The organism is Polaribacter reichenbachii, from assembly GCF_001975665.1.
Classification (GTDB): domain Bacteria; phylum Bacteroidota; class Bacteroidia; order Flavobacteriales; family Flavobacteriaceae; genus Polaribacter; species Polaribacter reichenbachii.
The window spans coordinates 2384034-2397178 of the sequence record NZ_CP019419.1; the positions used below are offsets into that span (position 1 = coordinate 2384034).

General features: G+C 28.6%; 13 protein-coding genes. 3 read left to right on the top strand and 10 right to left on the bottom strand.

Annotation, left to right across the window (positions count from 1 at the left end):
- From BW723_RS09990 to BW723_RS10000, 3 genes are read left to right on the top strand one after another with little or no spacing between them, the layout of a single operon-like run.
- Entirely contained in the window at positions 1–1194 is a 1194-nt protein-coding gene (locus BW723_RS09990; protein ID WP_068357772.1) for a glycosyltransferase family 4 protein, read from the top strand.
- A complete protein-coding gene (locus BW723_RS09995; RefSeq protein WP_068357769.1) occupies positions 1191–2456 on the top strand; it encodes a glycosyltransferase family 4 protein in 1266 nt (421 codons plus the stop codon). The genes BW723_RS09990 and BW723_RS09995 overlap by 4 nt, the downstream gene beginning before the upstream one ends.
- Position 2457: 1 nt before the next feature.
- Positions 2458–3945, top strand: coding sequence for a lipopolysaccharide biosynthesis protein (locus tag BW723_RS10000; protein ID WP_068357766.1), 1488 nt, complete (start codon positions 2458–2460; stop codon positions 3943–3945).
- Here BW723_RS10000 and BW723_RS10005 read toward each other — a convergent pair.
- From BW723_RS10005 to BW723_RS10050, 10 genes are all read right to left on the bottom strand, one after another.
- Positions 3936–4241: a DUF6122 family protein gene (locus tag BW723_RS10005; protein WP_068357763.1), complete on the bottom strand. Its 306-nt coding sequence runs from the start codon at positions 4239–4241 to the stop codon at positions 3936–3938. The genes BW723_RS10000 and BW723_RS10005 overlap by 10 nt on opposite strands.
- Positions 4242–4711: 470 nt before the next feature.
- Entirely contained in the window at positions 4712–5287 is a 576-nt protein-coding gene (locus BW723_RS10010; protein WP_068357760.1) for a Crp/Fnr family transcriptional regulator, read from the bottom strand.
- Between the two features lie 41 nt (positions 5288–5328).
- Positions 5329–5925 (bottom strand): WbqC family protein, encoded by a 597-nt coding sequence (locus tag BW723_RS10015; RefSeq protein ID WP_068357757.1) that lies wholly within the window; start codon positions 5923–5925, stop codon positions 5329–5331.
- 59 nt (positions 5926–5984) lie between these two features.
- The gene (gene lepB / locus BW723_RS10020; protein ID WP_068357754.1) at positions 5985–7679 is read right to left on the bottom strand and encodes a signal peptidase I; all 1695 of its coding nucleotides are present in this window, start codon (positions 7677–7679) and stop codon (positions 5985–5987) included.
- Between the two features lie 78 nt (positions 7680–7757).
- Entirely contained in the window at positions 7758–8462 is a 705-nt protein-coding gene (gene dapB / locus BW723_RS10025) for a 4-hydroxy-tetrahydrodipicolinate reductase (RefSeq protein WP_068357751.1), read from the bottom strand.
- Position 8463: 1 nt separating this feature from the next.
- Entirely contained in the window at positions 8464–9060 is a 597-nt protein-coding gene (locus BW723_RS10030; RefSeq protein WP_068357747.1) for a DUF5683 domain-containing protein, read from the bottom strand.
- Entirely contained in the window at positions 9061–9948 is an 888-nt protein-coding gene (locus BW723_RS10035; RefSeq protein WP_068357744.1) for a ParB/RepB/Spo0J family partition protein, read from the bottom strand. It abuts the gene before it with no gap.
- Between the two features lie 5 nt (positions 9949–9953).
- Positions 9954–10718 (bottom strand): ParA family protein, encoded by a 765-nt coding sequence (locus tag BW723_RS10040; RefSeq protein WP_068357741.1) that lies wholly within the window; start codon positions 10716–10718, stop codon positions 9954–9956.
- A 177-nt stretch (positions 10719–10895) separates the two neighbouring features.
- On the bottom strand, positions 10896–12359 hold the full coding sequence (locus BW723_RS10045) for an aminoacyl-histidine dipeptidase (RefSeq protein WP_068357738.1): 1464 nt from the start codon (positions 12357–12359) through the stop codon (positions 10896–10898).
- 91 nt (positions 12360–12450) lie between these two features.
- Entirely contained in the window at positions 12451–13083 is a 633-nt protein-coding gene (locus BW723_RS10050) for an NAD(P)H-dependent oxidoreductase (RefSeq protein WP_068357735.1), read from the bottom strand.
- Positions 13084–13145 lie beyond the last annotated feature (62 nt).

Genomic DNA, 13145 nt, shown 5'->3' on the forward strand with positions numbered 1-13145 from the left:
ATGAAAATAGGAATGATTTTAGACGAGGAATTTCCTCCAGATCCTAGAGTAGAAAACGAGGCAATTGCCTTAATTAATGCAGGTCACACCGTTTTTCTTTTTTGTTTAAGCTATAATGATCGTCAAGCATCATCAGAAAGTATTAACAAAATTCAAGTAAAACGTTATTTGTCAACTCAATTTATCTATAAATTATCAGCTTTAGCGTATACAGTTCCTTTGTACAAATTGATGTTAAAGGATAAAATAAAGCACTTTTTACAAGAAAATAAAATTGATGCGATTCACATTCACGATCTTAGAATTGCTGATACTGTTTTTAGTGCCAATCAAAAATTAAAACTTCCTACTATTTTAGATTTACACGAAAATAGACCAGAGATTATGAAGTTTTATCCGCATTTAACAAAGTTTCCAGGTAAGTTTTTAATATCACCTAAAAAGTGGAAAAAGAACGAGGAAAAATTTATTAAAAAAGCAGACAAAGTAATTGTAGTAACCCAAGAATCTAAGAAAGAAATTATAAAAAGAGTACAAATTAATGCTGATAAAATAATTGATGTTCCAAATACAGTTCGTAAAGATTTTTTTAAAAAGCATTCTACATTTCCTGATATTTTAAATAGATATCAGAATCATTTTGTTTTGCTTTATATTGGTGATACTGGTTTAAGAAGAGGTTTACAAACTGCTATTAAATCGCTAGTTTTTTTGAGTGATGAAATTCCGAATATTAAACTAGTTGTTGTGGGTAAAAACTCAACAGATGCTATTCTTAAACAACTAGCAAAAGATTTAAAAGTGGAAAAGTATGTGGATTTTTTAGGATGGAAAGACCCAAAATATTTTAGTTCTTATATTTTAAGTAGTGCTGTTTGCATTTCGCCTTTGCACAGAAATTTACATCACGATACTACTTATGCGAATAAGATTTTTCAATATATGAGTTTTGGCAAACCTTTATTGGTTAGTGATGCTACAGCTCAACAAAACTTGACAGAAAATTACAAATCTGGTTTGGTGCATAAAGCAGAAGATGTAAATGATTTTGCTGATAAAACAATCCAATTATATAAAAACGAAGCATTAAGAAATAAATTTGGTGAAAATGGAAAAGATTTTGTGAGAAATAAATTTTCTTGGGAGCAAACATCAAAAAAACTCATACATTTATATGATAATCTTTTAAATTGAAAGTACTTATTATAACATATTATTGGCCTCCTGCAGGTGGTTCTGGCGTTCAGCGTTGGTTAAAATTTGTAAAATATTTACAAGGTTTTGATATTGAACCTATTGTTTATACTGTTGACAATGCAAATTATCCAAAAGAAGATGCGTCTTTGGTAAATGAAATTCCGAAAGATGTAACAATTTTAAAACAACCCATTTGGGAACCTACAGATGTACTGTTTTGGAAAAAGAAAAATCAGCAAAAAAAAGATATTTCTAATAGTACAAATAGTGGTTTTTTATCTTTTATAAGAGGTAATTTCTTTATACCAGACCCTAAAATATTTTGGGTAAAACCTTCTGTTAAATTCTTAAATCAATTTTTAAAAGAAAAACCTGTTGATGTTGTAATTTCTACTGGTCCACCTCACAGTATGCATTTAATTGCAAAAAAAATCAGCCAAAAAAATAACATCAAATGGTTGGCAGATTTTAGAGATCCTTGGTCAGATTTGTATTATAACAAAGAATTTAATCAGCTTTCATTTGCTAAAAAACGAAATATAGCATTAGAGAACTCCGTTTTTAATTCTACAGATTGTCTTTTAACTGTAAGCAATACTTTAAAAATGGAATTTACCAATAAAACCAAAAGAGTAGAAGTAATTACTAATGGTTTTGATGATGAAGTTGCCACTAAAAATATTGTAAGATTAGATAAAAAATTCACAATTTCATATATTGGTTTATTGCCAAAACAAAGTAATCCGAAGTTGTTATTTACAGTATTGCAAAAACTTTGTTTAGAAGATGCTATTTTTAAAAATGATTTGCAACTCAATTTTATTGGTGATATTTCTGATGAGGTAAAAAAAGAAATAGAGTTTAATAATTTAATTGATAATACTGAGTTTAAAGGCTATGTTTCTCATAGAGAAGCTATTGTTTATCAGAAAAAAGCGCAGGTTTTGTTGCTGTTAATTCCGAATGTAAAAAAATCAGAAGGTATCTTAACAGGTAAACTTTTTGAATATTTAACAGCGAAAAGACCTATTTTAGCTTTAGGTCCAGAAAAAGCAGATTTATCAGAAATATTAGAAAACACAAATGCAGGAGTTGTTGTAGGATTTAATAATGAAGTCAAATTAACGTCAGAAATTAAAAAATTATATCAACAATATAAAGAAGGATCTTTACAAGTAAATTCTAAAAACGTTGAACAATATCATCGTATAAATTTAACAGGACAATTGGCCATCATTTTAAAAAGTATGAAATCGTAAAATGGGAATCGTATTAAAACAATCTTTTAAAAATACATTATTTATTTACTTGGGTTTTGCCATTGGCGGAATAAATACTTTGTTTTTATACACACGTTTTCTAGAAGACGAATATTATGGTTTGGTAACCTATTTATTGGCAACTTCAAACATTTTAATGCCTTTAATTGCTCTTGGAATTCATCATACTATTGTAAAATTTTTTTCAAGTTATTTTACCAAAATAGATAAAGACAAGTTTTTATCATCAGTGCTATTCTTACCTTTATTGATAGCTTTACCAATGGGTTTTTTTGGTAATTTATTTTACGAAGAAATCAGTACTTATTTATCCGAAGAAAACCCGATAATAAAAGAATACACTTTTGTAATTTATTTAGTGGCTTTTACTTGTGCTTATTTTGAGGTTTTTTATGCTTGGGCAAAAGTGCAATTTCAATCGGTTTTTGGTAATATTTTAAAAGAACTTTGGAATAGGGCAGTAGTTATGCTTTTGTTATTTGCAGTGTATTTTGAATTTATTACTAAAGCTGAATTTATTTTTTATTTAACAGCAGCTTATTTTTTAAGAATGTTTGTTATGATGTTTTATGCTTTTAAATTATACTTCCCAAAATTCACATTTGCAAGACCCGATAATTTTAATGAAATCTTACGTTTTTCTTTATATATAATTCTTGCGGGTAGTGCAGGTGCTATTATTTTAGATATTGATAAATTTATGATTCCTGGTAAAGAATCTTTAGAAAAAGCCGCTTATTATTCTGTAGCTGTGTTTATTGGTTCTTTTATAGAAGCGCCAAGTAGAGCAATGTTAAATATTTTACAGCCCTTAACATCTAAAACTTTAAATGAAGAAAACCATAAAGAAGTGGCTTCTTTATATAAAAAGAGTTCTATAAATTTATTATTGATAAGTGGTTTTTTCTTTGTGTTGATTAATGCCAATGTAAATCAATTATTTAGTTTATTACCCAAAGAATATGCAGGTGGAGCTTTAGTTGTTTTTATGATTTCTTTGTTAAAAATGTATAATGGCTTTTTAGGAAATAATGGCGCAATTATAAACAATTCTAAATTTTATAAAATTGTATTACCATTAAGTTTAGGAATGGCATTTTCTGTCTATTTTTTAAATAAACTCTTTTATTACGAGTTAGAAATGGGAACTGATGGTTTGGCTTTGGCAACTTTAATTGTAATTTTTGCAGCAAATACTTTTCGATTATTATTTGTAAAAAGAAAGTTTTCTATGACACCTTTTACAAACAGAACATTTGTAATGTTAGTAATAATAGTCTTAATGTATGTGTTATTTAATTTTTGGGATTTTACAATTAGCGATATTTATTTGTTCAAATTTCCTATTCATCCAATAATCAACATCGCCTTAAAAAGCATTATTATCACAGCAATTTATTTCTTTCTGATTATCAAACTAAAAATTTCTGATGATATTAATCGAATTTTTAAGAGGTTTTACAAATAACAATCTATTAAATCTGTAAGCATATGAAACAACAATGCAATACACAGAATTCTTGTCTTTTTAAAAAATAAACCTGCTACATAAAAAAGCATTGCAATATATGTATGCAAAGGATGAAAATTAATACTGCATCTATTTTCGGCAAAAATTGGAGTTGCCAATAAATGATCTAAATCGACCAACATTGATAAAAGAAAAATAAGGTAAACTTTTTTCCATTTATCCTTAAAAAAGAAATAAGCAATTAAAAGAGGAACAAAAAAATGAAAGGAATAATGTATGGTGAATTTTAGCATAAAAAAAAGACTTATAGTAAAAATAAGTCTTTTTCTAGAATATGAATAATTATATAATAAGTGGGGGAACTCATATTACTGAGTAAATATAATTATTTATTAGTCTCAATTAATTTACATATGTTAATAAAAGATTGTTTTTTTGAGATTTATACCTAGTTTTTTTGAAAATTGTATTTTATAATGTAAAAGAATTTGCCATAAAAACAGTTGCAAAAAAATACTTAAAATTGAATGAAATCTTTTTTTAATTGAATAACTTTTAGGGAACTTATTCTACATTGTGAAATGTATGTGTATTCTTGTATTTATGAATGGTTTACTTTTAAAATTTGTAGTTTAAAAAGGCTTATCCTAAGATAAACCTTTTCTATTTTAAATAATTTTTTGGGGAACTTAAATTAAAATATTTTTAGCCCGGCAAAATTATATAATTATTGTTATTAAACTCTTTACCTATGTTATTAGAGTTATTTAGAGTACATTTTTTTTCTAATTCTACTTAATTGAACTGCAGAAATATTAAGATAAGCAGCAATATGGTATTGAGCAATAATGTTTTCTATATCAGGTATTTCTCTTTTGAGTTTTAAATATCTTTCTGATGCATCTAAAATTGCAAGGTTATAAATCTCAGATTCCATTAAAAAAAACACATATTCTAATAACCTTGAGTATAAATTGGCTAAACCAATATCTGTTTTAGTTAGCGTCATAAAATTATTGTAATTAATTTTATACAATGTGCAATCTGTTAAGCATTCGTAAGCTAGTTTGCTTGGTTCTTTCGATAAAAGTGAGTTTAAAGAGCCTGTAGGTTTACCTAATGTAAAAAATGATCTGGTGTATTCTTTCCCTTTTTCATCAACAATATAAGATCTTACAATACCAGTTTTTATAATATAAAAATTTATAGCGACTTCATTAAATTTAATTAAAAACTCATTTTTTTTAAATTCTACTTTTGAAGCTAATTGTAAAAAAGAGTCAAAACTTTTTTCAGGTATATCTTTAAATTGATTTGTGAATTCTTTTAATGATAGCATACATTTAAGATTTTCTTTTAAAGATAAGAAATCTTAACGGATTATAAAAAGCTAATCGCATTTGGGCCTTCCATAAAAAGTAAATCTAATATCGATAAATTTGGGATAAAACCGTGTTTATCATCAAACATTTGAATATATCTTTCTATTAATTTTTTAGGTTGATGTTTCTTATCTGCCAAAAACCTAAAATCATTTGTTATATTTTCGGTTTGATATTCTTTTGTAAGTATAAAGTCAGAATTTAATTGTAAAGCATCAGTAATAAAAAGGTAAGTATCAATATTTAAATCCTGTAAGTATTTGTATTTCTTATTGAAAATTGGAGCGATATCATCTTCTAAAAAATCAAAAAAAGGTGATGTTCTGTAAGCAATTTTCAATGACTTAAAATGTTGGTCTTGCCAAGGAACATTATTCTCTACTAAAGTATCTTTTGTTTTCTTTCTTCCGTCTTTAATTTGATGTTTTACCGGTATCGTTAATAACTGTTTACCACTGGAATTATATATGTAACAACGATTTCTGTAACTCTGTTTCTGAAAATTATCTTCTACTTCAAACACAACATCGTCTGCTTTTACAAGCTCAGCATATTGAGAAATGGGTGAAAAATATGTTGGAATAAATAATGACATTTTATTTGTTCAAAGTTCAGAGTTCAAAATTAAATTCTAAGACAACTTAACAATAAAACTTAAGCTTTCTTTTTAGATTTATAAAAGCTCCAACCAATATAAAGTGCAATTAATGCAAAAACTAAATATCTGTAAGAAACTGGTTCTCCATCTCCGTGAACAGTTGTAAACATTCTATCCCAGCGAATTGATTTAAGTTTTGCGCCAAAACTAGGTGCATCAGCATCCCAACTAAACCAAACCATTACAGGTTTTCCTAAAACGTGATCGAAAGGAACATAACCCCAATATCTAGCATCTAAAGAATTGTGTCTGTTATCACCAATTAAATAAAAATAATCTTGTTGAAACGTGTAAGAATCGACTTTCTCTCCGTTAATAAAAATATCTTTACCATTTACAACTAAATCATTATACTCATAGTTTTTAATGATTTGCTCATAGAAAGGAAGCGACTCTGTATCTAATTTTACAGTTGCTCCTGCTTCTGGAATATATATTGGTCCAAAATTATCTTGGCTCCAACCTAATTCTTTAACATGAGGAAAAATGGCATTATCTGCAGAATGATTTATTTTAGTTACAGATTTTGTTAGCGGATATTTTTTAAGTCTAGCAACTTCATCCTCAGTTAAATTAATGTTTATTTTGTTATCAACATTAACCATTTTAATTTTTCTCGCAAAGTCAGGATTTATACCTCCAGCAACTTCTGTATATAAAGAATCTTGACCAATTTTAGATAGACTTCCATTCTCTTTTATAGCAGTTTGTACTTTATCATTTTCCCAGTATTCAGTAAGAATTTTATAAACTCCGGTTCTTTCTTTATCTAATAAAAACTTAGGAAAACTACTTTGACTTATAGGTTCTTTACACTCAAAAGTATAGTAAAACTGTAATTTTGCTCTGTAAGGTAATTCGTTCTTTTTGCCATTTATGTAAAAATAACCATCTTTCATTTCTAGAGAATCGCCAGCAATACCAACTGCACGTTTTACATAGTTTGTCTTTTTATCTACAGGTTTGTAGGTAAATTTCCCAGAATTATCTCCCCACATTGTAGCCAATGAATCTGCAGGCCAGTTAAAACAAACAATATCATTGTTTTGTATTTTTTGTAAACCAGGCAGACGAGTGTATGGTAATTGTGGCTTTTTTAAATAAGATGGTAAACCTGTTAATGGTAAAGAATCGTGAACCATTGGTGCAGCAATTACTGTTGATGGAACTCGTGCTCCATAATGAAATTTACTCACAAATAAATAATCACCAACTAATAAAGATTTTTCTAAAGATGATGTAGGTATTGTAAAAGGCTGCATAAAATACGTATGCACTAAAGTTGCAGCAATAATTGCAAATGCAATAGAGCTAACCCATTCACCCAACTCAGATCTTGGTTTTAAACTTCTATCTGCATTGTGTTTAGCATCTGTTGCATAATTAATGTAAAAAATATACAAACCTAAAGTTACAATAGCCAAAAGCGAATCTGTTTTTTTATAAAAACCAAAAGTTCTAATAGTTTCTATCCAAATTACAGGAAACATTAATAAGTTAACAATTGGTATAAAAAGTAGAATAATCCACCATTTTGGTCTGTTAATCATTTGCATTAAAACAATACCATTATAAATTGGTACTGCAGCTTCCCAAGCTTTTCTACCTGCCTTTACATATAATTTCCAAGTACCCAAAAAGTGTATTACTTGCACTACTAAAAAGAAGATAAACCACTGTGTATAAGTCATAATATATTTTTAATTTCTTAAAATAGAAATAATTTTTAATGTTTTATAAGTTGCAAAATAACTAAAAAGTTACAGTATTTAAGAGATGTTTAACACATCTTTCATAGAAAATACGCCTGTTTTATCTAAAATCCATTCTGCTGCAATTACTGCACCTAAAGCAAAACCTTTTCTATTGTGTGCAGTGTGTTTAATTTCTATGGTATCTACTTCAGAATTGTACCAAACAGAATGTGTACCAGGTACATCTGGGATTCTTTTAGCCACAATTGGTATACTATTTTCTTCTGATGTTTCATCACCCAAAACCCAATCTTTTTTAGATGTGTTTTCTATTACACCTTCTGCTAAAGTTATTGCAGTTCCACTGGGTGCATCTAATTTTTTAGTATGATGAATTTCTTCCATAGAAACATTGTACTCCTTTAAAGTACTCATCATTTTTGCCAATTGTTTGTTCAATTCAAAAAAGATGTTTACGCCAACACTAAAGTTAGAAGCATAAATAAATCCGCCATTTTTTTCTTTGCAAAGTGCAACAGCTTTATCATAATTTTCTAACCAACCTGTAGTTCCAGAAATTACAGGAACATTGTTGTTTAAACAATTGGTTATATTGCTAAAAGCGGAATTTGGTATGCTAAAATCAATAGCAACATCAGCCAAAGTTATATCAATAACATCATTGGCATCTTTACGAATTACTATTTCGTGGCCTCTAGAAATTGCAATTTTTTCAATTTCTTTACCCATTCTTCCATAACCTAAAAGTGCAATCTTCATTTTAAAATGTAAATTTAATTTGTAATCCTACTGTTGGTGCTTCAAACTGAATTGGATCAGGAATAAAAGCTGGTTTTATAGACAAATTATCGTCTGTATTAAACTGTAATAAATGCGCATTTACACTCGCTTCTACAATTTGTAAAACGTAAATTATAATACCAGATAAAAGCGAAAAATCTCTATTTTCTTTTAACTGCTCTTGCGCAGTTTCTAGAGTTTCTGTAGATACTAAAACGCTTCCATCTTCTAAAGTAAACTCGTCTTGCAATCCTGCTTTTCTTAATTTGTATGCAGTTCTATAACGTTTATAATCGTTATTATTAATTTGATAATAATATACTGGTATTGCCAAAGCTCCCCAAACAATTGGGGCTTTCCAATATTTTTTATTGTAAATCTGACCCATTCCAGGAAAAATAGCCGAATAAAAAGCTGCCTTAGATGGCGCTAACGGATCATATACTCCTTGCGAAGTTTTTATGTTGCCTAAAATTTTTACATCGTTAACTTTAACGTCTGTAGAATCTTTTTGAGCAAAAGAATGAACAGCATAAAATGCAATGAAAAGGATAAGTATATTTTTTTTAAAAAGCACTTACTTTAATAAGTTTTTTATTCGTTTAAAATCTTCTTCAGAATGAAAAGGAATAGAAATTTTTCCTTTTCCGTTAGACGCTACAGAAATATCTATTTTATGACCAAAAAACTCGCTAATTTCTTTTTTGCTTTCTCTAACAAAAGGAGGAATTACAATTTTCTTTTTTGGTTTAGCAATAGCTCCTGTTTTTAGGCTCTTTACCAAATCTTCTGTTTGCCTTACAGATAATTTTTCGCGTAAAACTTTCTCGTAAATTGCTAATTGATCTTCTGTATTATCAACATTAATCATTGCACGTCCATGACCCATAGAAATAAATCCATCTCGCATACCAGTTTGTAAAATAGGATCTAATTTTAACAAACGTAAATAGTTTGTAACTGTAGATCTTTTTTTACCAACTCTTGTACTTAGTTCTTCTTGTGTTAACTGAATTTCATCAATTAAGCGTTGGTAAGAAAGTGCAACTTCTATAGGATCTAAATTTTTACGTTGAATGTTTTCTACCAAGGCCATTTCTAGCATTTCTTGGTCGTTTGCCAGTCTTATGTACGCCGGTATTGTTGGGTTTCCTATTAATTTTGATGCTCTAAAACGACGCTCACCAGAAACCAATTGAAATTTATTACCTTCTAATTTACGAACTGTAATTGGTTGTATAACACCTAATTCTCTAATAGAACTCGCTAATTCTCTTAACGCTTCTTCATCAAAATAAGTTCTTGGTTGATAAGGGTTAACATCAATTAACTCTAAATCAATTTCTATAATATTACCCACAACTTTATCTGCATTCTTGTCTGATGCAGAATTAATGTTAGGTGTTTCTTGTAATAAAGCAGATAATCCTCTTCCTAAAGCCTGTTTCCTTGTTGCTTTTGCCATTATTTTTACAAATTCTTTTTTAATAATTCTTGGGCTAAATTTAAGTAATTTATTGCACCTTTACTAGTAGCATCATAGGCAATAATACTTTCTCCATAACTTGGTGCTTCTCCCAAACGTGTATTTCTTCTAATAATTGTATCAAAAACCATACTAGAAAAATGTTTTCTTACTTCATCTACTACTTGGTTAGAAAGTCTTAAACGAGAATCGAACATTGTTAATAACAAGCCTTCTATATCTAAATTAGAATTATGAATATTTTGTACGCTTTTTATGGTGTTTAATAATTTACCTAAACCTTCTAAAGCAAAATATTCGCATTGTATGGGTATTATTACAGAATCTGATGCAACTAACGAATTTAAAGTTATTAAACCTAATGATGGTGCACAATCTATTAAAATATAATCGTAATCATCTTTAATTTGTTCGATAGATTTTTTAAGCATATATTCTCTATTTTGCTTGTCTACCAATTCAATTTCAATAGCAACTAAATCTATATGTGCAGGAATAATATCTACGTTAGGCGAAGTTGTTTTAACAATAGCATCTTTTGCATCTATGGTATGTTCTAAAACTTGATAAGTTCCAAATTCAACTGTTTCTACATCAAGGCCTAAACCAGAAGAAGCATTTGCTTGCGGATCAGCATCAATTAATAAAACTTTCTTTTCTAAAACGCCAAGAGAAGCTGCTAAATTAACACTTGTGGTAGTTTTACCTACACCTCCTTTTTGATTTGCAATAGCAATTATTTTTCCCATAATAACTTTATGTTAATAAAGAGTAAAATTACATTTTTTTCTGTTTTCTGAAATTTAAAGATGTTAACAAAAAGATAAATTCGTAAATATCTGTAGTTTAATAAAATACGAATTTAATTTTACTGTTTTTAAACAATTTTACTCAAAAAAGAGATGCTTTTAATTTATTTTAAATTACTAAGCTTTTATTGGGGTATTTTTTAAAACTTCTTTTAATAGTTTCCAAAATTTTTGGGTCGATGATATTTGCGCACGTTCATCGGGTGAGTGTGCTCCTTTTATATTTGGACCAAAAGAAATCATTTCCATTTCTGGGTAATTTTGTCCTAGAATTCCGCATTCTAAACCAGCGTGACAAGCAGCTACATTTGGTTGCTCATTAAATAATTCAATATAAGTACTCTCTACCGTTTTTAAGATTGATGAATTCATATTTGGTAACCAACCAGGATAAGTGCCAGAAAAATCAACATTAAAATTGGCCAATTCAAAACAAGCTTTTAAAGAATTTGCTAAATCCCATTTATTAGTTTCTGATGATGAACGTGTTAAACATCCTATTTTAATTTCACCGTCTTTAACAATAATTCTAGCAATATTGTTTGAAGTTTCTACTAAACCATTAACATCAGGACTCATTCTATACACTCCATTTAAAGCCGCATAAATAGACTTTATAAATCCTTCTTGCGCATCAACTTCCATTACTTTTTCTGGTGATTCAACTTCCTGAAGGTCAATAGATAAGTTTTGTTCTAGTGTTGAAAACTCTACTTTTATTTTGTTGATAAGTGAAGAGGTTTCAGATAAAAAAGTTTCTTTAGAATCGCTATTTACAACAACAGTTGCAAAACTCTCTCTTGGAATTGCGTTACGTAAACTACCACCATTTACATCAGCAATTCTTAATCCATAATTTTTATAACCATCAAATAATAAACGATTCATTATTTTATTGGCATTACCTAAACCTTTTATAATATCCATTCCAGAATGACCACCATTTAAACCAGTAACCGCAATTGAAAAAGCCGTTGTGTTTTCTGGTAAGTTTTCTTCTGTATAATGTCTTTTAGCAGTAACATCTACACCACCTGCACAACCAATACCAATTTCATCATCTTCTTCTGTATCTAAGTTTAGTAAAATTTCACCTTTTAAAATACCTCCTTCTAAACCCATTGCACCAGTCATTCCAGTTTCTTCATCAATAGTAAAAAGTGCTTCAATTTCTGGATGAGGTAATTCTGTAGAAGATAAAACAGCCATAATTGCTGCAACTCCTAAACCATTATCCGCACCTAAAGTTGTACCATCTGCTTTTACCCAATCACCATCTACATACATTTTAATACCTTCTTTATCAAAATCGAAAACAGTGTCAGAATTTTTTTGATGCACCATATCAATATGTCCTTGCATTACAGTAACTTTTCTGTCTTCCATACCAGAAGTAGCAGGTTTTTTTATGATTACATTACCAACTTTGTCTACAAAAGTTTCTAGGTTTAGGCTTTTACCAAAATCAACCATAAACTGTATAATTCTTTCTTCTTTTTTTGATGGTCTTGGTACTGCATTTAAATCTGCAAAATGATTCCAAACTGATTTCGGAGCTATATTTCTAATATCTTGATTCATAAAGTTGTTGTATTAATAGTCTACAAAAGTACCAATTTTAAAGGCCAATTTAAAGTCTTCTTGTTAAAGAAGACTTTAAATTGAGTAATATTTATTTGATGTCTATAATACTATCATCAATATTTTTTCTAACTTTTTTTAAGTCTTTCATATAATCATCTTCGGCTCTAAAACCAACAGGTATAACTAAAACTGAAGTTAAGTTTTGCTTATTTAACTTTAAGACTTCATCATATTTTTCAGGAATAAAACCTTCCATTGGGCAAGCGTCTATTTTTTCGATAGCACAAACAGTTAATAAATTACCCAAAGCTATATAAGCCTGATTTTTATTCCAAATTGTTAATTCTTCTTGCGTTTTATTAGCAAGTTGATTAGTTAAAAACTCTTTAAAAGGATTGATAATTTCATCTGGAGTTTGTCTAACTTCTTGAACCAAATCAAAATAATTCTCAACCTCCATATTATCATAAATTTTAGGAATACAAATTACCAATAGGTGAGAGGCTTCTAGAACTTGAGGTTGATTCATAGAATGCAAAACCAATTCTTCTTGAATGGCTTTGTTTTGAATTACCGCTAATTTTATCGGTTGTAAGCCGTAAGAAGTTGGTGTTAAGTTAAATGCTTCTTTTAGTGTTTCTATTTGTTGGGCAGAAAGTGTTTTATTTTTATCAAATTTCTTAACAGCATATCTCCATTGTAAACTTTCTATTGTATTCATAAATTTAAAATATACAACAAAAGTAAGGTAATCATAGCTCTTAAATTAAGTTTCTATTGGTA

Coding starts and splice junctions, on each gene's coding strand:
- BW723_RS09990 (WP_068357772.1), top strand. CDS start 1: ATGAAAATAGGAATGATTTTAGACGAGGAATTTCCTCCAGATCCTAGA.
- BW723_RS10000 (WP_068357766.1), top strand. CDS start 2,458: ATGGGAATCGTATTAAAACAATCTTTTAAAAATACATTATTTATTTAC.
- BW723_RS10005 (WP_068357763.1), bottom strand. CDS start 4,241: ATGCTAAAATTCACCATACATTATTCCTTTCATTTTTTTGTTCCTCTT.
- BW723_RS10010 (WP_068357760.1), bottom strand. CDS start 5,287: ATGCTATCATTAAAAGAATTCACAAATCAATTTAAAGATATACCTGAA.
- BW723_RS10015 (WP_068357757.1), bottom strand. CDS start 5,925: ATGTCATTATTTATTCCAACATATTTTTCACCCATTTCTCAATATGCT.
- lepB (WP_068357754.1), bottom strand. CDS start 7,679: ATGACTTATACACAGTGGTTTATCTTCTTTTTAGTAGTGCAAGTAATA.
- dapB (WP_068357751.1), bottom strand. CDS start 8,462: ATGAAGATTGCACTTTTAGGTTATGGAAGAATGGGTAAAGAAATTGAA.
- BW723_RS10035 (WP_068357744.1), bottom strand. CDS start 9,948: ATGGCAAAAGCAACAAGGAAACAGGCTTTAGGAAGAGGATTATCTGCT.
- BW723_RS10040 (WP_068357741.1), bottom strand. CDS start 10,718: ATGGGAAAAATAATTGCTATTGCAAATCAAAAAGGAGGTGTAGGTAAA.
- BW723_RS10045 (WP_068357738.1), bottom strand. CDS start 12,359: ATGAATCAAGATATTAGAAATATAGCTCCGAAATCAGTTTGGAATCAT.
- BW723_RS10050 (WP_068357735.1), bottom strand. CDS start 13,083: ATGAATACAATAGAAAGTTTACAATGGAGATATGCTGTTAAGAAATTT.